Raw genomic sequence first — 21,453 nt, forward strand, 5'->3', positions numbered from 1 at the left:
AGGCAGCGCGGTGTCGGATACGTCGAGAACGCCGGATACCAGGACTCCGGCGCAGATCGAGGCGGACATCAAGCACCGCCGCACAACGCTCGCCGACACGCTCGACGAGATCGGCGTACGGGTGCACCCGAAGACGATCGTCGGAGACGCCAAGGCGAAGGTCGCCTCGAACATCGACCACACCCTGGGACGCGCCTATGTCGGCGTCAACCGTGTCGTCGGCGATGTGAAGGGCCAGTTCGTCACGGAGGACGGCGCGCCCCGGCTGGAGCGCATCGTGCCGGTGGCCCTCGTCGCGGTGGGGCTCGTCGGGCTGCTCGTGGTGGGGACGCGGCGGCGCAAGGGCTGACCCGCCCACGTACGGAACGGGCCGGGACAGGTAGGTTCAGAGCGTGAGCGCCAACCGTGAAACGCACAGCCCCCATGACGACAAGCTGCCCATCCGGATGCTGCACGACCGGGTGCTGGTACGGCAGGACGCCGCCGAGGGCGAGCGGCGCTCCGGCGGCGGCATCCTGATCCCCGCGACGGCGGCCGTGGGCCGACGCCTCGCCTGGGCCGACGTCGTCGCGGTCGGGCAGAACGTCCGTACGGTGGAGCCGGGCGACCGGGTCCTGTACGACCCCGAGGACCGGGCCGAGGTCGAGGTCCGCGGGATCGCCTACGTGCTGATGCGCGAACGGGATCTGCACGCCGTGGCCGCGGACCGCTTCGAGGGGTCCGAGGACTCGACCGGCCTGTATTTGTAGGGCATACGCACCCCGAAGGGGCCGGTGACCATGGTCACCGGCCCCTTCGCCATTCGTTTGCTACGGTGGAGGAACCCCGACGAGACGCGCCGTACCGGGCTCAGCAAAGACGACGCAGCCCTGATGCCGTCGTCTCGCCCCCGGAGGTACGTCCCATGGCCTGGGTCCTGCTGATCGTCGCCGGTCTGCTCGAAGTCGGCTGGTCGATCGGAATGAAGTACACCGACGGCTTCACCCGCCCGGTCCCCAGCATCCTGACCGGCGCGGGCATCGTGGCCAGCATGCTGCTCCTCTCGTACGCGGCCCGCTCCCTCCCCATCGGCACCGCCTACGGCGTCTGGGTCGGCATCGGCGCGGCCGGCGCGGCGATCCTCGGCATGACCCTCCTGGGCGAACCGGCCACAGCCGCCCGCATCTTCTTCATCTGCCTGCTCCTGGCCTCGGTGGTGGGCCTGAAGGCCACATCGGGCCACTGACCCCACCCCGAAACACCCCTCACAGGACATAACCGTCCGATAAACGGTTCGTTAGCCCGTACGGGGTCGCGAACACGCGATCGCAGACGGAGGGGGTACATGAGCGTGCAGAGTGCAGCCGAATCGGTGGCGCCAGCCACCCCGAGTCAGGTGGTGCCGGACTCGGACCCGTACCGCAGGGAACACCTCGCACCGGTCGTGGCCGAGGCGCACAACTGGACCGATCTGATGCGGCGGCTCGGCCTCAGGACCAGCGGAGGCCAACGCCGCGTACTCCAGGAGAAGGTGGCGCAGTACGGACTCGACACACACCACTTCGTCAAGCGCAGCCCATGGCGCAAGTACCCGGACTCCGCCATCGCCGAGGCCGCAGCCTCGTCGTCCTCGCTGCGCGAAGTGGCGCTGAAACTGGGTGCCACCCCGGCCACGGGAACGCTGTCTCACATCCGTCGCCGCATCAGCGCAGCAGGAATCGACATCAGCCACTTCCCGGGCATGGATCGGCCCGAGTTCGACCTGCCCTTCACCCCGGAGGAGCTGAGGGCAGCCGCGGCCACAGCCACGAGCGTGCGCGGCGTGGCCCGCGCACTGAGCGTTCCGGACGACAGCCGCTCGCGCGCGACACTGGGCCGCATGCTGGCGACCCATCGCGTCGACATCGGGCACTTTTCTCACCGGCGCACACGGATCTCCGATGACGCGTTGCGTGATCTCGTGCAAAGCTCCACCAGCTATGCCGACGTGATGCGCGGTCTCGGCATGGACGTCAACGACACCAATCACCGGCGTGTCCGACGCGCGGCTTCCCGCCTCGGTCTCGACACCAGCCACTTCAAGCGCCGGGCCTGGGGCAAGTCAGAGAGCTCCGCCCCCGCGCCGACCGCTCACCGCGTGCTCGTCGTCCTACCCGAGCACGCCGGTCGAACCAACAGGACCCAACTGCACAGAGCCCTGACAGAAGTCGGGGTTCCGTACGTATGCGCAAGTTGCGGCAACCCTGGCAAATGGTTGGGGCGCCGCATCACCCTGCAGATCGACCACATCAACGGAGACTGGCACGACAACCGCCTGGAAAACTTGCGGTATTTGTGCCCGAACTGCCACGCGCTGACAGATACATGGTGCCGACAGAAGGAAAGACTGCCGCTCGCCGGATAGCCGCGGATCGCCGTACACTTGCAGCCGCCCGCCACGCTCGACGACGGGCAGGCTAGCGGCCTTGGCGGAACGGCAGACGCCTCGCGTTTAGGGCGCGATGGGAGTAATCCCGTGAGGGTTCGAATCCCTCAGGCCGCACTCAGTTTCACTTACAAGGTCCGGCTTGCGGCTTCCGCAAGCCGGACCTTGTCTGTACGTGGTGCGCACCCCTCAGCCCAACAGCTCCCGTACCACCGGTGCCAGTGCCCTGAACGCCTTGCCTCGGTGGCTGATTGCGTTCTTCTCCTCCGCCGTCAGTTCCGCGCAGGTGCGGGACTCGTTCTCCGGCTGGAGAATCGGGTCGTAGCCGAAGCCGTTCGTGCCGGCGGGGGTGTGGCGGAGGGTGCCGAGGAGGCGGCCCTCCACGACGCGTTCCGTGCCGTCCGGCAGGGCGAGGGCCGCCGCGCAGGCGAAGTGGGCGCCCCGGTGGGGGGCGTCGATGTCGGAGAGCTGGGCGAGGAGCAGGTCCAGGTTGGCCCGGTCGTCGCCGTGGCGGCCGGCCCAGCGGGCGGAGAAGATGCCGGGCGCGCCGTTCAGGACGTCGACGCACAGGCCCGAGTCGTCGGCGACGGCGGGCAGGCCGGTGGCCCGGGCGAGGGCGTGGGCCTTCAGCAGGGCGTTCTCGGCGAAGGTGACGCCGGTTTCCTTGACGTCGGGGATGTCGGGGTAGGCGTCCGCGCCGACGAGGTCGTGGGTGAGTCCTGCGTCGGCGAGGATCGCCTTCAACTCGGTGAGCTTTCCGGCGTTGCGGGTGGCGAGGATCAGGCGGGTCATGGTCGCCAGTATCGCCGAGCCGGGCACCGAGCCCGGTCCGGGACCGGTTCCTGACGGCCCCGCGGTCCGCCGCGGGTCAGGCCCGCGGTCCGCCGCGGGTCAGGAGTCCGGCCCTGCCCCGCCGGGGCCTTACGGCGTGCACACCTTCGTCAGTTCGCCCGCCGCCGCGGTGACGGGGCTGATGTCGGGGGTGGTGTCGCCGTTCTTGACGGCTGTACGGACGTTCGCGACGGCCTTGTTCAGGTCGTCGACCGCCTTGTTGACGTCGGCGTTGTCGGTCTTGTCGCCGATCTTGTCGAGGTTGTTCTCGATGGCGTTGAGGGACGCGTCCGTCTGCGTCGGGTCGTTCGCGGCGTTCTCGACGGCCTGTTGGAGCGCGGTGACGCTGTCGGCTATCGAGTCGGCGGTCTGCACGCAGTCGAGCGCCTTGCCGACCGCGTCGCAGCCGACGGCCGCGGGCAGGACGACGAGTGCGGCGACGGCGGCGAGTACGGCGGTGCGGCGGCGATTGCGGTGGCGCGCGGCCATGGAACGGTCCCTCCCCGTGGGCATGGTGTGGTGCGGCCACACCGACCGCATCGCGCCGGTCCGCTGCGCGGTCGGCCCGATCCGCCCGAGGGGGCCGGCGGGCGCACGGCAGGACCGTACGCCCGTACCCATAAGAACGCTAAGGGTTAACCCGTGGTTGCCTGTGAGGCTTCTTCGAGTACCGCGCGCTGGATGGCGGCGAGTTCGTCGCAGCCCGCGACGGCGAGGTCGAGCAGGGCGTTGAGTTCCTTGCGGTCGAAGGGCTCGGCCTCGGCGGTGCCCTGGACCTCGACGAATCGGCCGTCGCCGGTGCAGACGACGTTCATGTCGGTGTCGGCCTTGACGTCCTCCTCGTAGCAGAGGTCGAGGAGGGGGACGCCGCCGACGATGCCGACGGAGACGGCGGAGACCGTGCCGGTGAGCGGCTTGCGGCCGGCCTTGATGAGCTTCTTGCCCTGGGCCCAGGTGACGGCGTCGGCGAGGGCGACGTAGGCGCCGGTGATGGCCGCGGTGCGGGTGCCGCCGTCGGCCTGGAGGACGTCGCAGTCGAGGACGATGGTGTTCTCGCCGAGTGCCTTGTAGTCGATGACGGCGCGCAGCGAGCGGCCGATGAGGCGGCTGATCTCGTGGGTGCGGCCGCCGATCTTGCCGCGGACGGATTCGCGGTCGCCGCGGGTGTTGGTGGCGCGGGGGAGCATGGAGTATTCGGCGGTGACCCAGCCTTCGCCGCTGCCCTTGCGCCAGCGCGGGACGCCTTCGGTGACGGAGGCCGTGCAGAAGACCTTGGTGTCGCCGAAGGAGACGAGGACGGAGCCCTCGGCATGCTTGCTCCAGCCACGCTGGATGGTGATGGGGCGCAGCTGTTCGGGGGTGCGGCCGTCGATTCGAGACATGGTGTCGAGCCTATCCGCACAGGCGTGAGGGGCTGTCCGCCGGTGGCGGAATCAGCCCCTCACGGGTGAGCCGGAGCTCCTGAAGCGGTGTGCGGCTCGCGGTCGGCCGGGGTGGCTTCAGTCGGTTCCGTCGCTCACATCAGGTCTTCGATGTCGGCGGCGATCGGGTCGGCGTCGGTGCCGATGACGACCTGGATGGCGGTGCCCATCTTGACGACTCCGTGGGCGCCGGCGGCCTTCAGGGCGGCCTCGTCGACCAGTGAGGGGTCTTTGACCTCGGTGCGCAGGCGGGTGATGCAGCCTTCGACCTCTTCGATGTTGTCGATGCCGCCGAGCCCGGCGACGATCTTCTCAGCCTTGGTGGCCATGTCCTACTCCCTGATCCGAACCGCTTTGTCGCAGTAACCCACAGTTGGCCCAACTTCGCGAGCGGTCATGTCGTCGGTGCCGAAGGATGGCGATCACGACAGAGCGACCCGTCGCGACTGGTCTACACCAGTTGGCGGGCAGTCGCCAAACCGGCCCGCCCGGAGGACGCCCATGAGTGCCGTAAGTGACGTATCGCCGGCGCGCGCTCGCTGGCACAAGGCTTTCCAAGGGCTCCAGAAAATGGGGCGAAGTCTTCAACTGCCCATCGCGGTCCTGCCCGCCGCGGGCATCCTCAACCGGCTGGGCCAGCCGGACGTGTTCGGCGCGGACGGGCTCGGCTGGGACAACCTGTCCAAGGTGATCGGCGCGGCGGGTGGTGCGCTGCTGGACGGCTCCCTCGGGCTGCCGATGCTGTTCTGCGTCGGCGTGGCCATCGGCATGGCGAAGAAGGCGGACGGTTCCACGGCGCTGGCGGCGGTCGTCGGTTTCCTCGTCTACTACAACATCCTGCGCGCGTTTCCGAAGACCTGTCCGGGCGGGAGCGTCAAGATCGCACTGGGCTGCCAGTTGGAGGACAACTCGGTCGTCGAGTTCACGTACCAGAATCCCGGGGTGTTCGGCGGCATCGTCATCGGGCTGCTGTCGGCGTACTTCTGGCAGCACTATCACCGGACGAAGCTGGTGGACTGGCTCGGCTTCTTCAACGGGCGGCGTCTGGTGCCGATCATCATGGCGTTCGTCTCGATCGCGTTCGCCTCGCTGTGCCTGTGGGTCTGGCCGCCGATCGGTACGGCGCTGGAGAACTTCAGTGACTGGCTGGTCGGGCTGGGGGCCTGGGGTTCGGGGGTGTTCGGTCTGGCGAACCGGGCCCTGCTGGTGATCGGTCTGCACCAGTTCCTGAACGTGCCCATCTGGTTCCAGTTCGGCAGTTACACCAAGCCGGACGGTCAGGTGGTGCACGGCGACATCAACATGTTCCTGGCGGGCGACCCGAACGCGGGGCAGTTCCTCACGGGCTTCTTCCCGATCATGATGTTCGCGCTGCCGGCGGCGGCGCTGGCGATGACGCACACGGCGAAGCCGCACCGGCGCAAGGAGATCGGCGGTCTGATGCTCTCGGTGGCGCTGACGTCGTTCGTCACGGGCATCACCGAGCCGATCGAGTACTCGTTCCTGTTCATCGCGCCGCTGTTGTACGCGGTGCACGCGGTGCTCACGGGTGTGTCGATGGCGGTGAGCTGGGGACTCGGGGTGCACGACGGCTTCAGCTTCTCGGCCGGACTGATCGACTACATCATCAACTGGAACCTGGCGACGAAACCGTGGCTGATCATTCCGATCGGTCTGTGCTTCGCCGCGGTGTACTACGCGATCTTCCGGTTCGCGATCACGAAGTTCGACCTGAAGACTCCGGGGCGGGAGCCGGAGGAGGACGTGGAGGACACCACGAAGGCGTAGCCCTCCGCGCCGGTGACCGCGCGGACCGCTCCTGCGCGTTCCCCGCTCGAGGCGAAGGCCCCGGACCTGTCGGTCCGGGGCCTTCGACATGAACGGAATAGCTGACTCCGGTTATGGCCGGGGCCACAAAATTCGCACCTTCCTTATCCGGCCTTCACCGTGCTAGAAACAGGTCTACACCACTGGTGGTGTAGACCACATGGTCGCTGCCGACCTCTGTCGTACCTTCCCGTCCCCCGGCAGCGCCCAGCGCATGGAGGAACTATGAGCACCGCCACCGTCTCGGCGGCACCCGCGAAGAAGCGGGGATCCGGCCTGTTCCAGGGCCTGCAGAAGGTCGGCCGCAGCCTGCAGCTGCCGATCGCCGTGCTTCCGGCGGCGGGCATCCTGCTGCGTCTGGGAGTGCCGGACATCGCCCAGAAGCTGCACCTGCCCGACAAGGTCACGGAGGTGTTCGCCACCGCCGGTCACGCGATCTTCGACAACCTGGCCATGCTGTTCTGCATCGGTGTCGCGATCGGCTTCGCCAAGAAGGCGGACGGTTCCACCGCGCTCGCGGCCCTGGTCGGCTTCCTGGTCTACAACAAGGTGCTCGAGGCCTTCCCGGTCACCGAGGCGAAGATCCAGAAGGGCGCGGACATAGCCGCGACCTACAACAACCCCGGTGTCCTCGGCGGCATCATCATGGGTCTGCTGTCCGCCGTGCTGTGGCAGCGCTACCACCGCAAGAAGCTGGTGGACTGGCTCGGCTTCTTCAACGGCCGCCGCCTGGTGCCGATCATCATGGCGTTCGTCGGCACGGCCATGGGCGTCTTCTTCGGCCTGGTGTGGGAGCCGATCGGTCACGGCATCTCCAACTTCGGCGAGTGGATCACCGGTCTCGGCACCGTCGGAGCGGGTCTGTTCGGTCTCATCAACCGCGCGCTCATCCCGGTCGGCATGCACCAGTTCGTGAACGCCGTGTCCTGGTTCCAGATCGGCGACTTCAAGAACTCCGCGGGCACCGTGGTCCACGGTGACCTCAACCGGTTCTTCGCCGGCGACCCGAGCGCCGGAATGTTCATGTCGGGCTTCTTCCCCATCATGATGTTCGGTCTGCCGGCCGCCGCGATCGCCATCGCGCACTCCGCCCGCCCCGAGCGCCGCAAGGCCGTGATGGGCATGATGATCTCGCTGGCGCTGACCTCGTTCGTGACGGGTGTGACCGAGCCGATCGAGTTCTCGTTCATGTTCATCGCCCCACTCCTGTACGCGATCCACGCGGTGCTCACCGCCCTGTCCCTGGCGGTCACCTGGGCGCTCGGTGTCCACGCGGGCTTCACGTTCTCCGCGGGCTTCATCGACTACGCGCTCAACTGGAACCTGGCCACCAAGCCCTGGATGATCATCCCCATCGGCCTGGTGTTCGCCGCGATCTACTACGTGGTCTTCCGCTTCGCGATCACCAAGTTCAACCTCCCCACCCCGGGCCGTGAGCCCGAGGAGGAGATCGAGGACCTCACGGCGGCGTGAGCCGTCCCTCCCCATGGCCGAAGGCCCCCGGAACCGTCTGGTTCCGGGGGCCTTCGTGCACGCCAGGGCGTCAGATCTCGTACGTCGCCCCCGGTATCGCCAGATCCACCGGGCCCCGGTACGCCGAGCGGGCGTCCGTCAGGTTGGTGTCGGCGTCCGTCCACGGGGGGATGTGGGTCAGGACGAGGCGGCGGGCGCCCGCCCGGGCCGCGGTCTCGCCGGCCTCCAGGCCGTTGAGGTGGAGGCCGGGGATGTTCTCCTTGCCGTGGGTGAACGCGGCCTCGCACAGGAACAGGTCCGTGTCGCGGGCGAGTTCGTCCAGGGCCTCGGTCACCCCGGTGTCACCCGAGTACGTGAGCGACCGTCCGCCGTGCTCCACCCGGATGCCGTACGCCTCCACCGGGTGCGCCACCCGCTCGGTGTGCACGGTGAAGGGGCCGACCTCGAAGGTGGACGGCTTGACCGTGTGGAAGTCGAAGACCTCGCTCATCGAGGACGCGGACGGCGTGTCGGCGTAGGCCGTGGTCAGGCGGTGCTCGGTTCCCTCGGGTCCGTAGACGGGGAGCGGGGCGCAGCGGCCGCCGTCGTGCCGGTAGTAGCGCGCCACGAAGTAGGCGCACATGTCGATGCAGTGGTCGGCGTGCAGATGGCTCAGGAAGATCGCGTCGAGGTCGTAGAGACCGCAGTGACGCTGCAGCTCGCCGAGGGCACCGTTGCCCATGTCGAGAAGCAGCCGGAAGCCGTCGGCCTCTACGAGGTAGCTCGAGCAGGCCGATTCCGCGGACGGGAACGACCCCGAGCAGCCGACGACGGTGAGCTTCATAAAGCAGAAACCTCCGCTGGCGGGTAGCAGCTGGAAACGGGGAGGACGGGGGTCGTGCGGTCCGTCGAGCGTAAGGCGCAAAAGGTCCGGTCGCTCCTCCGCCAGGGGCTGTTGTGGGCGAACTCACCTGTGCTGTCACCGGTTCGGATGGACGTGGGAGGTGGCGTTTGGATCAGTTCGGACGGCCTCCCCGGAACCGGGAGGTGGCGCAGGGCGGGCGCGGGTACACGCGCGCCGGTACCTTCTTTGCTGTGGACACGTCCTGGTGGCTCGCGCTGGCGGCGGTGGTGCTGCTCGCGCTGGTCGCGACGCTGGTGGACGGCTGGGGGCGCCGCGGGCGCCGGCCGGCCGGGCGGACGCGTCCGCCGGGCCGGGCCCGGGGGCCCCGCCGGGGCGGGCCGCTTCCGCGGGCGGCGGAGATCTGGTGGGCGAACGTCCCCTACGAGGACGGGCCGGGGGCCAAGGACCGGCCGTGTCTGGTGCTGGTGGTGCGCGGGAAGCGGGTGACCGTCGCGAAGATCACCAGCAAGTACCACGACGAGCGGCCCGGGGTGATCCCGCTGCCCCCGGGGGCCGTGGGGGACGCCCAGGGGCGGCCGAGCTTCCTGGAGACGGACGAACTGCGCGAGGTGCCGGTCGGCGACTTCCGGCGGCGGGTCGGCGTGGTGGACCCGGTCCTGTGGGACCAGGTCCGCTACCTGGCCCGCTGAGAGGTCTCCTCGGTCCGGTGGAACGCCGAGGGGCGCGAGGACCGTCGGTCGGTCCTCGCGCCCCTCGGTGCAGCCGGTACGGACAGCCGCGGTACAGCCGGTACGGACGGTCTCGGACCGCCGGTACGGGCAGTGCGGTCGGGAACGGTCTTCGCCCGCCGGGGCCGGGCTACGCCCAGAGCTGGCCCTGCAGTGTCTCGATGGCCTCTTCCGTCGTCGCCGCCGTGTAGACGCCCGTCGACAGGTACTTCCAGCCGCCGTCCGCGACCACGAAGGCGATGTCGGCCGGCTCTCCGGCCTTGACGGCCTTGTTGCCGACACCGATCGCGGCGTGCAGCGCGGCTCCCGTGGAGACGCCCGCGAAGATGCCCTCCTGCTGGAGGAGTTCCCGGGTGCGGGTGACCGCGTCCGCCGAGCCGACGGAGAAGCGGGTGGTGAGGACCGAGGCGTCGTACAGCTCCGGTACGAAGCCCTCGTCGAGGTTGCGCAGGCCGTACACCAGGTCGTCGTAGCGCGGCTCCGCGGCGACGATCTTCACGTCCGGCTTGTGCTCGCGCAGGTAGCGGCCGACGCCCATGAGGGTGCCGGTGGTGCCGAGGCCCGCCACGAAGTGGGTGATGGACGGGAGGTCGGCGAGGATCTCCGGGCCCGTCGTGGCGTAGTGGGCGCCGGCGTTGTCCGGGTTGCCGTACTGGTAGAGCATCACCCAGTCGGGGTGCTCGGCCGAGAGTTCCTTGGCGACGCGCACGGCGGTGTTGGAGCCGCCGGCGGCCGGGCTGGGGATGATCTCGGCGCCCCACATGCCGAGGAGGTCACGGCGTTCCTGCGAGGTGTTCTCGGGCATCACGCAGACCATGCGGTAGCCCTTGAGCTTCGCCGCCATGGCCAGGGAGATGCCGGTGTTGCCGCTGGTCGGCTCCAGGATCGTGCAGCCCGGCGTCAGACGGCCGTCCTTCTCCGCCTGCTCGATCATGTGGAGGGCCGGCCGGTCCTTGACGGATCCGGTCGGGTTGCGGTCCTCCAGTTTCGCCCAGATACGGACGTCCGCGGACGGCGACAGCCGCGGCAGGCGCACCAGAGGGGTGTTGCCCACCGCGGCGAGCGGGGAGTCGTAGCGCATCGGAGACCAGGGCCCGATCAGGCCATGCCGCCGGCGACGGCCGGCAGGATGGTGACGTTGTCGCCGTCGGTCAGCTTGGTGTTGATGCCGTCGAGGAAGCGGACGTCCTCGTCGTTGAGGTAGACGTTGACGAAGCGGCGCAGCTCGCCGCCGTCCACGATCCGGGCCCGGATGCCCGCGTGACGGGTGTCGAGGTCGGTGAACAGCTCGGCAAGGGTCGCCCCGCCGCCCTCGACGGCCTTCTCGCCGTCGGTGTAGGTGCGGAGGATGGTGGGGATGCGGACCTCGATGGCCATGGTTGCGGGCTCCTGTCGGAAGGGAAGTCAGGTCGGAAGACGCGCGGCAGCGCGGGCGGGGCAGGGGTACGCCGGTTGCGGAGTCGCGGCTCTCCGGCCGTACGACGGCGGCAGGTCAGTGCGTACAGATGGCGCTCTGCAGCCTGCAGAGGTCGACGTGCAGCCGCGCCACGAGCAGCATGCCCGGCGTCTTGTCGCTCACGTCGTTCAGAACCATGAGCTCATCGTATCGATTCCCGGTACGGGCTCCGGGGTGTGATCTCGCATTCCGGACGCTTTTTGGTCGATGGGTGAGATCAGTAGCTCTCCACCACCTTGACCTCCTCCTCCGTGACCTCGCCGTCCACGATCCGGTAGGAGCGGAACTGGAAGGGGCCGGCGTCGTCGGTGTCCGCCGTGGAGACCAGCACGTAGTGCGCGCCGGGCTCGTTCGCGTAGGCGAGGTCGGTGCGGGAGGGGTACGCCTCGGTCGCGGTGTGCGAGTGGTAGATGACGACGGGCTCCTCGTCGCGGTCGTCCATCTCGCGGTAGAGCTTGAGCAGATCGCCGGAGTCGAACTCGTAGAACGTGGGCGAGCGGGCCGCGTTGAGCATCGGGATGAAGCGCTCGGGGCGGCCCGTGCCGGCGGGGCCCGCGACGACGCCGCACGCCTCGTCGGGGTGGTCCTGGCGCGCGTGGGCGACGATCTGGTCGAACAGGGCCTCGGTGATGGTCAGCATGCTGGTCAGGATAGACAGAAGGGCCGTCCCGTACCGAGGCGTGGTACGGGACGGCCCGTATGCCGGACGTCCTGAGCGGTGGCCTTGTCGGCCGGACCTCCGGTGGCGGTCAGACGGCCTTCTCGAGCTCCGGCTCGCGGCGTTCGGTGACCTGGGGGTTGCGCGCCTTGAGGACCGCCCAGCCGACGGCCAGGACGGCGGCCCAGACGGCCATCACGTACAGGCAGATACGGGATTCGGAGTCGTACGCGATCAGGCCGGTGACGAAGAGGAGGAACGCGACCGCGACGTAGCTGCACTTCGCGCCGCCCGGGGCGGGGAAGGACGAGGCGGGCAGCCGGCCGGCGTCGACCGCGCGGCGGTAGAGGATGTGGCTGACCAGGATCATCAGCCAGGTCCAGATGCCGGCCGCGGTGGCCACCGAGGTGACGTAGCCGAAGGCCTTCCCGGGAGCGACGTAGTTGAGGATCACGCCGATGCCCATGAAGAGCACGGAGACCGTGACGCCGAGCGCGGGCGTCTTGGTGGAGGACAGCTTGCCGAAGACCTTCGGGGCCTCGCCGCTCTCGGCCAGGTTCCGCAGCATGCGGCCCGTGGAGTACATGCCCGAGTTGCAGGAGGACAGGGCTGCGGTGAGGACCACGAAGTTGACGATGCCGGCGCCGGCCGGGATGCCGATCTTCGCGAAGGCCGCGACGAAGGGGCTCACGTTCGGCGCGAACTCCGTCCACTTCACGACGCAGAGGATGACCGTGAGGGCGCCGACGTAGAAGAGGGCGATGCGCCACGGGAGGGTGTTGATGGCCTTCGGGAGGGTCTTCTCGGGGTCCTCGGACTCGCCCGCGGTGACGCCGACGAGTTCGACGGCGAGGTAGGCGAACATGACGCCCTGGAGGGTCATCAGGGACGAGCCGATGCCGTTGGGGAAGAAGCCGTCGAACTGCCAGAGGTTGCCGACCGAGGCGGTGTCACCGGCGGAGCTGAAGCCGAAGGTCAGGACGCCGACACCGATGATGATCATGCCGAGCAGGGCGGTGACCTTGACCATCGAGAACCAGAACTCGATCTCCCCGAAGAGCTTCACCGAGATCAGGTTCGCCACGAACAGGACGACCAGGAAGACCAGCGCGGTCACCCATTGGTGGATCGCCGGGAACCAGTAGTGGACGTAGATCGCGGCGGCCGTGAGCTCGGCCATGCCGGTGACCACCCACATCAGCCAGTACGTCCAGCCGGTGAAGTAGCCGAAGAACGGGCCGAGGAACTCGCGGGAGTACTCCGCGAAGGAGCCCGAGACCGGACGGTAGAGCAGGAGCTCGCCGAGCGCCCGCATGATGAAGAAGATGATCACGCCCGCGAGGGCGTACATCATGATCAGGCTGGGACCGGCCTTGGCGATGTTCGCCCCGGCTCCCAGGAAGAGGCCGACGCCGATGGCGCCGCCGATCGCGATCATCTGGACCTGGCGGCTGCCGAGCCCGCGCTCGTACCCCTCTTCGGGGGCGTCGCCGCGCACGGCCTCACTGCCGTCGTGCTGTCGGCCGACCTGCGATGAGGTCATGTCTGGTGCGCCTTTCTCCATACCGGTCCGAGCCAGTGCCTCGGCTTCGAACCGGCTTCCGATCCCCCCGGACAGGTGGAGCCTGTGCCTGGCCGGCGGTCCGCCGGCTCGGTGGCGCACCCGGCGGACATGGGTGGTGTCCTGCCGGGCGGTCGTGAAGATTTATCACGGCGGCGGCGTCGATCGGTTGAGGGTGATGTTGCGCAGACCACAGGAAGAACCGGACATAACGTCGAACCGCGCCCCAAAGGACGCGGTTACGGTGACGTGATCGTTATTCGGATTTGAGCGTCCTCTGAGCGAACACTCGGGTCGGCGTGCGCGGTGACGGATCCGTACGGATCAGGGCATGAGGGTGGCGACCAGGGTCTCCTGGAGGCCGCCCAGCCAGAGGTACGCCATCACCATCGGCTTGCGCGGGTCCTCGTCGGGGAGGCGGTAGAGGAGGTCGGTGTCCTCCTCGTCGACGACGTCGAGCCGTGAACCGATGGCGAGGCGCAGGTCGTTCAGGGCGCGCAGCCACTGCTCGGACTGCGCGGCGGTCAGCTCCAGGACCGCTCCGCCGTCACCGCCGGGCGTCAGCGCGTCCAGCGAGCGGATCACCGTGAGGGCGTTCTCGCGCTTGCCGGCGCGCAGGTCGTTCTCGGTGAAGCGGCGGAACTCGGCGGAATGGGCCTGCTGCTCCTCGGCCTGTTCGGGCGTGTCGGCCTCGACGCCGGGGCCGCTGTAGGCGTCGGGGAACAGGCGCCTGAGCACCGGGTCGCTCGGCGGCTCGCTGGGGCCCTCGGCGAACAGCTCGGCGAGCGGGTCGGCGGAGGCGTTCTCCGCGGGGCCGGGACCGATGAGCTCCAGGAGCTGGACGGCGAGGGAGCGGATGATGGAGATCTCGACCTCGTCGAGCGCGACGGCCGCGCCGCCGCCGGGGAGCGGTTCGAAGTGTCCGGGCATGGAGTGAGTTCGCTACTTCCGGTCCTGCGGGCGGTCGGTTGACAGGGGGCCGGCTACTTCCGGTCCTGCTGAAGGGTGGCCCACAGACCGTAGCCGTGCATGGCCTGCACGTCGCGCTCCATCTCCTCGCGCGTGCCGCTGGAGACGACGGCCCGGCCCTTGTGATGGACGTCCATCATCAGCTTGGTGGCCTTGTCCTTGGAGTAGCCGAAGTACGTCTGGAAGACATACGTCACGTAGCTCATGAGATTGACCGGGTCGTTGTGGACGATCGTGACCCAGGGGACGTCCGGCTCGGGTACGGCGAAGACCTCCTCCGCCGACTCGGTCTTCTCGATCTCTAGAGGTGCGGGAGCCGTCACATCGCCCATGCTCCCACCAGAGGGGGTCACCCGCATAAACGGACCCCCGAACAGGGGCTCCAGGGCCCGGGAATCGCCGGTCGCGCGAGAAATCGTCAAACTGACGAAATGGGGGTACGATCCCTGCCATGAACACAGCGGACCTTGGGCTGCCGGTCGATGTGCCCTCGACGGCGCTCTTCACTGATCAGTACGAACTGACGATGCTGCAGGCCGCGCTCGCGGCCGGGACGGCCGAGCGGCGCTCGGTCTTCGAGGTCTTCACCCGCAGGCTGCCCGAGGGGCGGCGCTACGGAGTCGTCGCGGGCACCGGGCGCGTCCTGGACGCCGTCGAGAACTTCCGGTTCGACGCGGACGTCCTCGGCTTCCTGCGCGAGCGCGGGATCGTGGACGAGCCGACCCTCCGGTGGCTCGCCTCCTACCGCTTCGGCGGGGACATCTGGGGCTACCCCGAGGGCGAGGTGTACTTCCCGGGCTCGCCGCTGCTGCGGGTCGAGGGCAGCTTCGCGGAGTGCGTGCTCCTGGAGACGGTGATCCTCTCGATCCTCAACCACGACTCCGCCATCGCGGCGGCCGCCTCCCGGATGTCCTCCGCCGCGGGCGGCCGGCCGCTGATCGAGATGGGCGCCCGGCGCACCCACGAGCTGGCGGCGGTGGCCGCGTCGCGGGCCGCGTACGTCGGCGGGTTCACCAGCACCTCCGACCTGGCCGCCGGTTTCCGCTACGGCATCCCGACCGTGGGCACCTCGGCGCACGCCTTCACCCTCCTGCACGACCACGAGCGGGACGCCTTCCGGGCCCAGGTGGACTCGCTGGGCCGGGGCACCACGCTGCTCGTGGACACCTACGACGTCGCCGAGGCGGTCCGCACGGCCGTCGAGGTCGCCGGGCCCGGACTCGGCGCGGTGCGCGTCGACTCCGGCGACCTGCTGCTCGTCGCGCACCGGGTGCGCCGGCAGCTGGACGAGCTGGGCGCGACCGAGACGAAGATCGTCGTGACCTCCGACCTCGACGAGTACGCCATCGCCTCGCTCGCGGCGGCGCCCGTGGACGCGTACGGCGTCGGCACCCAGCTGGTGACGGGATCCGGCCATCCGACGTGCTCCATGGTCTACAAACTGGTCGCCCGCGCGGAGTCCGCCGACCCGAAGGCGCCGCTGGAGCCGGTGGCCAAGAAGTCCACGGGCGGCAAGACGTCCATCGGCGGCCGCAAGTGGGCCGCGCGCCGCCTGGACGGACAGGGGGTCGCGGAGGCCGAGGTCATCGGCGTCGGGCCGGTGCCCGACGGGCTGGCCGATCGGCAGCTCCTGGTCCAGCTGGTCAAGGGCGGACAGGTCCTGTCCCGCGAGCCCCTCGACGCCGTACGCGACCGGCACGTGGAGGCCCTCGCCCGGCTGCCGCTCTCGGCGACCCAGCTCTCGCGCGGCGAGCCGGTGATCCCCACCGAATACGTCTGAGATGCCCGGGACGGGTGGTGCGGGCGTTACCGGGGTGGCACCGCGCATGAACCCTCGGTGAGCGGGAATGCAACGGCAGCGTGCCCACGCGGGCCACCGAAGCCGAATACCCCCTCCCGCACCACCCCGGAATTCTCTAGGCTCGGAAGTTCAACGGCCGGGCCCGCACCCTTGTCTGCCGCACCCATAGCCGAAGGACACAGCCCATGCGCCGCGCCTTGATCGTCGTAGACGTGCAGAACGACTTCTGCGAGGGGGGCAGCCTCGCGGTGGCCGGGGGCGCCGATGTGGCCGCCGCCGTCACGGAACTGATCGGACAGGCCCCCGCCGGCTACCGGCACGTCGTGGCCACCCGCGATCTTCATATCGCCCCCGGGGGCCACTTCGCCGACAACCCCGACTTCGTGCACTCCTGGCCCGCGCACTGCGTGGCCGGCACCGAGGGGGTGGGCTTCCACCCGAACTTCGCCCCGGCCGTCGCCTCCGGCGCGGTCGACGCGGTCTTCGACAAGGGCGCCTACGCGGCGGCGTACAGCGGCTTCGAGGGCGCCGACGAGAACGGGCTGGCGCTGGGCGACTGGCTGCGCGCCCGCGAGATCGGCGAGGTGGACGTGGTCGGCATCGCGACCGACCACTGCGTGAAGGCCACCGCCCTGGACGCGGCGCGGCAGGGCTTCCGCACGACCGTCCTGCTGGACCTGACGGCCGGAGTGGCGGAGGAGACGACGCAGCGGGCGCTGGAGGAACTGCGAGCCGCCGGGGTCGAGCTCACGGGCAAGCCCGTGGTCTAGGGAGGCCGCGGCCGGTCACACCGAGCCACGGCCCGTCGCGTCGAGCGACGCCGGGCCGTGCCCGGGCCCGCCCGCCCGGCCCGCCCGCGCGGTCACGGCTGGAGTGCCGGCCACGGTCACGGCCGGAGTGCCGACTGCGGTCACGGCCGGAGTGCCGACTGCGGTCACGGCTGAGGTGCCGGGCGTCTGAGCAGGGTCCTGACCGGGTGCCACAGCTCCTGGGGCAGCTCGTGGACGCCGTTCTCGGGGGCCGTGCGCCATATGAGCCCGTCGGGATGGTGCAGGACGGCCGTGATCTCGTCGGGGGTCGGCGGGGACCCGTTGCCCCGCAGGTAGACCGCCCGCAGGCCGAGGTTCCGCAGCCGTGTCAGGGCGCGGGCACGGTTCGGGGCGACGACCAGGAACCGCACGCAGCCGCCCGCCGGACCTGCCGGGCTGGGCAGGTTCAGCGCCACGACGACGCTGCCGTTGGGCAGTCTGCAGAAACCTCCTGCGGCCATGCGGTCACACCCCCGTGTGAGTCGGTGTCGATGCCGGTGTCAATAAGCCGGGCACAGGACGCACCTAAACACGATCGGCGGCAACCCGCCAGGGGTTGCCGCCGATACGCTTCTGACCTGCGGAAATGCTGTTACTTCACCGCGGGGCCGACCTTGAGGGAGATCGTGGAGCCATCCTTGGCCTGCTTGACGATCTCGATCTTGGTGTTGGTGTCAGTGACCTTGACGCCGCCGGTCGGGTTCCGGTTGTCGTAGTAGTCGCTGGTGTGGTCGTTGAAGACCGACACGCCCTTCGACGACGGGATCTTCGTGGCGACGTCCGCGCTGTGCAGCGTGATACCGCTCGTGCGGTACAGGCTGAACGGGGAGTCGTAGGCCTGGATGCGGTTGCGCATCAGCGTGCCGTTGTCCCACCACAGGGCCTTCGGGTGCGAGTCGACCGGAAGCGCGAGGCCGACGCCGGGGTGCTCGCTGGTGTTGTTGTCCGCCTGCGAGGTGTCCCACTTCCAGATCAACAGGCCGGTCTGGTACGGGTAGTGCTCCACCCAGTCCGGACGGGTCGTCGAGAAGCCGAAGTTGTACGGGCCGACCTTGAGGGTCTTGTCGTACGAGACGTACTGGCGGTTCTCCGCGAGGTAGTACTGCGCGTAGTTCTTGGTGAACGAGGCGCCGATGCGGGAGAAGCCGGTGGCGGTCCAGTCGGCGTCGGCCGTCTCGGCGTTGTCCGAGAAGAGCGCGGCGCCGTCGGCGATCACGCTGATCTCGTCGGCCGCGAAGCCCTTGAGCGCCACACCGCCGTCGCTCTGGTAGCGGAAGCGGATGTCGATCTTCTTGCCCGCGTAGGCGTCGAGCGGGTACACCAGCTTCTTGTACGCGTCGACCGTGCCGGTGAGGACCGGCTTGTCGCTGCCGTCGCGCGGGATGGCGGCGCCGTCCACCGTGCCGTCCAGGGCGGTCCAGTTGGCGCCGCCGTCGGTCGAGACCTCGGTGTAGAGGTAGTCGTAGTTCGCCTCGATGTCGTACCAGCCGTCGAGGGTCAGCTTCGCCGACGTCTTGCCCGTGAGGTCCACGGACCGGGTCAGCGTGTTCTTCAGGTTGTCACCGCTGCCGCTCCACCACTGGGACGAGCCCTGCGCGGGGTTGACGACCGTGGTCGTGACGGCCTTGTCCGGCAGGTTGACGACGAGCGCCTGCTTGTTCCAGGTGTTGTACTCGGCGACGCCCAGCTTGTGCGTGGACTGCTTGCCGGCCTTGGCGGTGTCGTAGTTCAGCCAGCCCAGCTGCAGCTTGTCCCAGGCGTTGAAGTCGCCCGGGAGGTCGCCGATGGACTGCTTGCCGGTGCCGAGCCACGAACCGGAGGACATCAGGGTCCAGAAACCGGTGGAGTTGTCGCCGCCGGCGGTGTCGTAGTGGTCCGGCAGACCGAGGTCGTGGCCGTACTCGTGGGCGAAGACGCCGAGTCCGCCGTTCTCCGGCTGGATGGTGTAGTCGCCGACCCAGATGCCGGTGTCGCCGATCTGCGCGCCGCCGAGCTTGTTGCCCGCGGGGCCCGTGGCGCCGGCGTCGGTGCCGAAGGCGTACCAGCGGTGGGCCCAGATCGCGTCGGTGCCCTGGGCGCCGCCGCCCGCGGACTCGTCCTCACCGGCGTGCACGATCTGGAAGTGGTCGATGTAACCGTCGGGCTCGTTGAAGTTGCCGTCGCCGTCGTAGTCGTAGCGGTCCCACTGGTCGAACTGGGCCAGGTCCGCCTTGATGGCCGCGTCGGTCTTGCCGGCCGCCTTCTGCTGGGCGACCCAGGCGGTGACGCCGTCGCTGACGACGTTCCACACGCTCGGGCAGTTCTTGCTGCCGCAGGCGTTGTTGCCGTAACGGGCTTCGTTGTAAGGAACCTTGACCCAGTCGGCGACCTCGCCGTCCACCGAGTAGCGGCCCGAGGACTGCGCCTCGTAGAACTTCTTCATCGACTCGGTGTTCTTGCCGGTGCCGAAGTAGAGGTCCTGGAAATGCTTCTGGTTGTAATCCGCCTGCCAGGCCGTGCTGTTGTCCTTCGCACGGTCCGGCGCGGCTATCTGGTTGTGCGAAGGCCCGGCGGTGCCACCGAACTTGGGGTCCGTCTTGTCGCCGAACTCCACCAGGATCGTGAAGATCTTGTCGGTCTTCTCGCGGCCGAGCTCGACGTACTTGGAGTCGCCCTTCTTGCTCTTCAGCTGGACGACGTGCGAACCGTGACGGTTCTGCACCTTGGCGCCGCCGGAGATGACCTGGTTCAGCGCCTCCTGGCGCTGGGCGTTCTGGGTCTTGCTCAGCGGGCCGTCGAGGTCGTGGTCGACCGTGTTCCTGACCGGCTGCGGGTCGTGGCGGTCCACGACGGGTGACGCTGCGGCCGAGTCGGCCTGCGCCACGGCGTACGTCGAGAACGTGGCGGTGGCCGCCGCGAGGGCGACGCCCACCGCGGCTGCTCTGAACGTCCATGGTCTGTTGGTCACTTGATGTCCTCCCCCGCGCACGTTCACGCGGAGGGGGTTCCGGGTCATGGAGGTCCGCGCGCGTCTACGCGATTCAAGTGACGACATTGGACCGGAGTTACCAAAGAAAAAACAGATCTTGACTTGAACCTGGCAAGTGCATTATGCGGAGCGTGCGTTCGGAATCCGGACGCCCCCGAAACCCCTCGACCGGCGCGCCGTCACGCCCACTTGAGGGACGCGATGACTCCGTGCGCCCCCTGTGCACCGGCACCGTGGGTAAGGTCACGCTTACCGGACGTTCCACTCGGGCATGCAGGCGAATAGAGTCGATTGGCGAAGCGTCGGAAGCCGGCGGACAGCCACGTCGACACCGTTGTCTCACCCCCGACATCTATCCGCACCCTCCCCCATCGCGAGAGGCCCCGGGGGGAGAACCCCCATCCGAGGACACGATTGCCATGCCTCGTCCGACCGCCGCACAGCTCGCCTACGGTTCCTGCACCGTGATCTTCTCCACACTCGCCATGCTGCTGCTGTCACAGACGAGTTCGAGTCTGGGGATCGTGCTGATCGCCCTCTCGGCACTCGCTCTCGGACTGCTGGTGGCCATGACGGTCCCGCTGCCGAAGTCCGCACCGGCCGCCGCCACCGCCGTCGTCCACGAGCGAGTACCGGCGCAGCGCGAGACCGCTTCCGTGTCCGCCTCCGCCTCCTCCGCGCCCGAGCCGGTGCGCGAACCCGCGGGGCCCTGAAGTCGCGTACCCGAGCCTGCGCGCCCCGGTTCCCCAGCGGACCGGTGGACCGCCGGCACCCCGGACGCCACGACCTCGTGTCTGAACGGCGGGCCCGTGAACCACGGACCCGCCGTCGTGGTGTGCGCTCCAGTCGTACGAGCCGGCCGCCGGCCCCGTCCGGGCCACCGCCGGGACCCGCCGTAGTCCCGCAGCCGTCAGCCGGTGTCGACCACCACCGTCTTGGCCGCCTTGTCGTGCAGGCCCTGCTTGTAGGGCTTGTCGAAGAAGCTCCAGCCGCCCGCGATGGCCGTCCAGACGCAGGCGCAGCAGAACGCGAACGGGATCCACAGGACCAGGGCGCGGACCAGGGAGGTCTGCACGGAGGGGGTCGAACCGTTGTCGAGGTTGGCGACCCGGTGGTTGAACAGCCGCTTGCCGAGGGTCTGGCCCGTCTTGCTGATCATCACGGTGTCGTAGGAGACGTAGAGCACGGCGGCCACCAGGGACTGCCCGAGCGACTTGCTGAACTCGATCTTGTTCGAGTCCATGTTGTACTCGGTGACCCCGAACGCCCAGGACAGCAGCCACACCACGATGCCCACGAGGATCATGTCCAGGATCCTGGCCAGCACCCGTTTCCCGCTGTCCGCGAGCGGCGGCATGCCGGCGAGCGGATCGCCGCCGTACGGGCCGCCACCGCCGTAGGGGTCGCCGCCTCCCGGGTACGGACCTCCGCCTTCGCCGTAGGGACCGCCGCCGAACGGGGGCGGCTCGCTGCCGTAGGGCGGGGTCCGGTCCCCGGACGAGGGCGGCGGTCCGTAGGGGGAACCGCCCCCGGACGGAGGCGGCGGGTCGTACGGGGAGCCCGCGCCCTCACCCGGCGGGGGCTGTTTCCTGAACGGGTCGTCGTCCGGTGGCCGGTCGGGGCCCGAAGGCGGCGGTTCGCTGCTCATGGCCCGAGTCGACCGCGAACCCCCTGGCTCCGCATCCGGCGAAGGGCCGTCCGGG

General features: G+C 69.2%; 25 protein-coding genes, 1 tRNA gene and 1 riboswitch. Of the genes, 11 read left to right on the top strand and 15 right to left on the bottom strand.

The window, feature by feature from the left end; all coding sequences use genetic code 11:
- Positions 1-10 precede the first annotated feature (10 nt).
- The 5 genes from ACH4S8_RS38125 (at position 11) to ACH4S8_RS38145 (ending at position 2,521) form a co-directional block, all read left to right on the top strand.
- The gene (locus ACH4S8_RS38125; protein ID WP_398402637.1) at positions 11-349 is read left to right on the top strand and encodes a DUF3618 domain-containing protein; all 339 of its coding nucleotides are present in this window, start codon (positions 11-13) and stop codon (positions 347-349) included.
- 97 nt (positions 350-446) lie between these two features.
- The gene (locus tag ACH4S8_RS38130) at positions 447-749 is read left to right on the top strand and encodes a co-chaperone GroES (protein WP_103554526.1); all 303 of its coding nucleotides are present in this window, start codon (positions 447-449) and stop codon (positions 747-749) included.
- A 52-nt stretch (positions 750-801) separates the two neighbouring features.
- Positions 802-868, top strand: a riboswitch (guanidine-III (ykkC-III) riboswitch).
- A gap of 36 nt (positions 869-904) precedes the next feature.
- Positions 905-1,225, top strand: coding sequence for a DMT family transporter (locus ACH4S8_RS38135; protein WP_398402639.1), 321 nt, complete (start codon positions 905-907; stop codon positions 1,223-1,225).
- A gap of 99 nt (positions 1,226-1,324) precedes the next feature.
- The gene (locus ACH4S8_RS38140) at positions 1,325-2,383 is read left to right on the top strand and encodes an HNH endonuclease (RefSeq protein WP_398402641.1); all 1,059 of its coding nucleotides are present in this window, start codon (positions 1,325-1,327) and stop codon (positions 2,381-2,383) included.
- Positions 2,384-2,438: 55 nt separating this feature from the next.
- Positions 2,439-2,521, top strand: a tRNA-Leu gene (locus ACH4S8_RS38145).
- A 72-nt stretch (positions 2,522-2,593) separates the two neighbouring features.
- On the opposite strand, the gene rdgB is transcribed toward ACH4S8_RS38145, so the two are convergent.
- The 4 genes from rdgB to ACH4S8_RS38165 form a co-directional block, all read right to left on the bottom strand.
- Positions 2,594-3,196, bottom strand: coding sequence for an RdgB/HAM1 family non-canonical purine NTP pyrophosphatase (gene rdgB, locus ACH4S8_RS38150; protein WP_398402643.1), 603 nt, complete (start codon positions 3,194-3,196; stop codon positions 2,594-2,596).
- 129 nt (positions 3,197-3,325) lie between these two features.
- On the bottom strand, positions 3,326-3,724 hold the full coding sequence (locus ACH4S8_RS38155) for a hypothetical protein (RefSeq protein WP_398402645.1): 399 nt from the start codon (positions 3,722-3,724) through the stop codon (positions 3,326-3,328).
- 146 nt (positions 3,725-3,870) lie between these two features.
- Positions 3,871-4,617, bottom strand: coding sequence for a ribonuclease PH (rph, locus tag ACH4S8_RS38160; RefSeq protein ID WP_398402647.1), 747 nt, complete (start codon positions 4,615-4,617; stop codon positions 3,871-3,873).
- A 134-nt stretch (positions 4,618-4,751) separates the two neighbouring features.
- Entirely contained in the window at positions 4,752-4,985 is a 234-nt protein-coding gene (locus ACH4S8_RS38165; protein ID WP_019065908.1) for a PTS glucose/sucrose transporter subunit IIB, read from the bottom strand.
- A 172-nt stretch (positions 4,986-5,157) separates the two neighbouring features.
- Here ACH4S8_RS38165 and ACH4S8_RS38170 point away from each other — a divergent pair, with 172 nt between their 5' ends.
- Both ACH4S8_RS38170 and ACH4S8_RS38175 read left to right on the top strand, forming a co-directional pair.
- Positions 5,158-6,444 (top strand): PTS transporter subunit EIIC, encoded by a 1,287-nt coding sequence (locus ACH4S8_RS38170; protein WP_398402650.1) that lies wholly within the window; start codon positions 5,158-5,160, stop codon positions 6,442-6,444.
- A gap of 264 nt (positions 6,445-6,708) precedes the next feature.
- Positions 6,709-7,956, top strand: a complete 1,248-nt coding sequence (locus ACH4S8_RS38175; protein ID WP_398402652.1) for a PTS transporter subunit EIIC — start codon at positions 6,709-6,711, stop codon at positions 7,954-7,956.
- Positions 7,957-8,026: 70 nt separating this feature from the next.
- Here ACH4S8_RS38175 and ACH4S8_RS38180 read toward each other — a convergent pair whose 3' ends face one another.
- On the bottom strand, positions 8,027-8,779 hold the full coding sequence (locus ACH4S8_RS38180; protein WP_398402654.1) for an MBL fold metallo-hydrolase: 753 nt from the start codon (positions 8,777-8,779) through the stop codon (positions 8,027-8,029).
- Between the two features lie 251 nt (positions 8,780-9,030).
- Between ACH4S8_RS38180 and ACH4S8_RS38185 the strand changes: the two genes are divergently transcribed.
- Positions 9,031-9,489 carry a type II toxin-antitoxin system PemK/MazF family toxin gene (locus ACH4S8_RS38185; RefSeq protein WP_398402656.1) on the top strand — a complete coding sequence of 153 codons (459 nt, stop codon included), beginning with the start codon at positions 9,031-9,033 and terminating at the stop codon, positions 9,487-9,489.
- A gap of 169 nt (positions 9,490-9,658) precedes the next feature.
- Here the strand turns inward: ACH4S8_RS38185 and ACH4S8_RS38190 are convergent, their stop codons facing one another.
- From ACH4S8_RS38190 to clpS, 7 genes are all read right to left on the bottom strand, one after another.
- On the bottom strand, positions 9,659-10,609 hold the full coding sequence (locus ACH4S8_RS38190; protein WP_365484593.1) for a cysteine synthase: 951 nt from the start codon (positions 10,607-10,609) through the stop codon (positions 9,659-9,661).
- Positions 10,610-10,626: 17 nt separating this feature from the next.
- Positions 10,627-10,905, bottom strand: coding sequence for a MoaD/ThiS family protein (locus ACH4S8_RS38195; RefSeq protein ID WP_355848868.1), 279 nt, complete (start codon positions 10,903-10,905; stop codon positions 10,627-10,629).
- 115 nt (positions 10,906-11,020) lie between these two features.
- Positions 11,021-11,122: a putative leader peptide gene (locus tag ACH4S8_RS38200; protein ID WP_339129578.1), complete on the bottom strand. Its 102-nt coding sequence runs from the start codon at positions 11,120-11,122 to the stop codon at positions 11,021-11,023.
- A 79-nt stretch (positions 11,123-11,201) separates the two neighbouring features.
- A complete protein-coding gene (locus ACH4S8_RS38205) occupies positions 11,202-11,624 on the bottom strand; it encodes a M67 family metallopeptidase (protein WP_361681527.1) in 423 nt (140 codons plus the stop codon).
- A gap of 109 nt (positions 11,625-11,733) precedes the next feature.
- Positions 11,734-13,185, bottom strand: coding sequence for an amino acid permease (locus ACH4S8_RS38210; RefSeq protein WP_398402660.1), 1,452 nt, complete (start codon positions 13,183-13,185; stop codon positions 11,734-11,736).
- 342 nt (positions 13,186-13,527) lie between these two features.
- Entirely contained in the window at positions 13,528-14,133 is a 606-nt protein-coding gene (locus ACH4S8_RS38215; protein ID WP_398402662.1) for a DUF2017 domain-containing protein, read from the bottom strand.
- A gap of 53 nt (positions 14,134-14,186) precedes the next feature.
- Positions 14,187-14,504: an ATP-dependent Clp protease adapter ClpS gene (gene clpS / locus ACH4S8_RS38220; protein ID WP_037619207.1), complete on the bottom strand. Its 318-nt coding sequence runs from the start codon at positions 14,502-14,504 to the stop codon at positions 14,187-14,189.
- 119 nt (positions 14,505-14,623) lie between these two features.
- Between clpS and ACH4S8_RS38225 the strand changes: the two genes are divergently transcribed.
- Together ACH4S8_RS38225 and ACH4S8_RS38230 are read left to right on the top strand one after the other, a co-directional pair.
- Positions 14,624-15,952, top strand: a complete 1,329-nt coding sequence (locus ACH4S8_RS38225) for a nicotinate phosphoribosyltransferase (protein ID WP_398402665.1) — start codon at positions 14,624-14,626, stop codon at positions 15,950-15,952.
- Positions 15,953-16,158: 206 nt separating this feature from the next.
- Positions 16,159-16,743 (top strand): isochorismatase family protein, encoded by a 585-nt coding sequence (locus tag ACH4S8_RS38230; protein WP_398402667.1) that lies wholly within the window; start codon positions 16,159-16,161, stop codon positions 16,741-16,743.
- A gap of 164 nt (positions 16,744-16,907) precedes the next feature.
- On the opposite strand, the gene ACH4S8_RS38235 is transcribed toward ACH4S8_RS38230, so the two are convergent.
- Positions 16,908-17,243: a hypothetical protein gene (locus ACH4S8_RS38235; RefSeq protein WP_398402669.1), complete on the bottom strand. Its 336-nt coding sequence runs from the start codon at positions 17,241-17,243 to the stop codon at positions 16,908-16,910.
- 131 nt (positions 17,244-17,374) lie between these two features.
- Positions 17,375-19,729 carry an immune inhibitor A domain-containing protein gene (locus tag ACH4S8_RS38240; protein ID WP_398402671.1) on the bottom strand — a complete coding sequence of 785 codons (2,355 nt, stop codon included), beginning with the start codon at positions 19,727-19,729 and terminating at the stop codon, positions 17,375-17,377.
- 440 nt (positions 19,730-20,169) lie between these two features.
- Between ACH4S8_RS38240 and ACH4S8_RS38245 the strand changes: the two genes are divergently transcribed.
- Complete coding sequence (locus ACH4S8_RS38245; protein ID WP_398402673.1) at positions 20,170-20,463, top strand: hypothetical protein; 294 nt, start codon at positions 20,170-20,172, stop codon at positions 20,461-20,463.
- Between the two features lie 197 nt (positions 20,464-20,660).
- On the opposite strand, the gene ACH4S8_RS38250 is transcribed toward ACH4S8_RS38245, so the two are convergent.
- Positions 20,661-21,398, bottom strand: coding sequence for an RDD family protein (locus tag ACH4S8_RS38250; protein WP_398402675.1), 738 nt, complete (start codon positions 21,396-21,398; stop codon positions 20,661-20,663).
- Between the last annotated feature and the right edge of the window lie 55 nt (positions 21,399-21,453).

This window comes from Streptomyces sp. NPDC021080 (assembly GCF_044333225.1).
GTDB lineage: Bacteria > Actinomycetota > Actinomycetes > Streptomycetales > Streptomycetaceae > Streptomyces.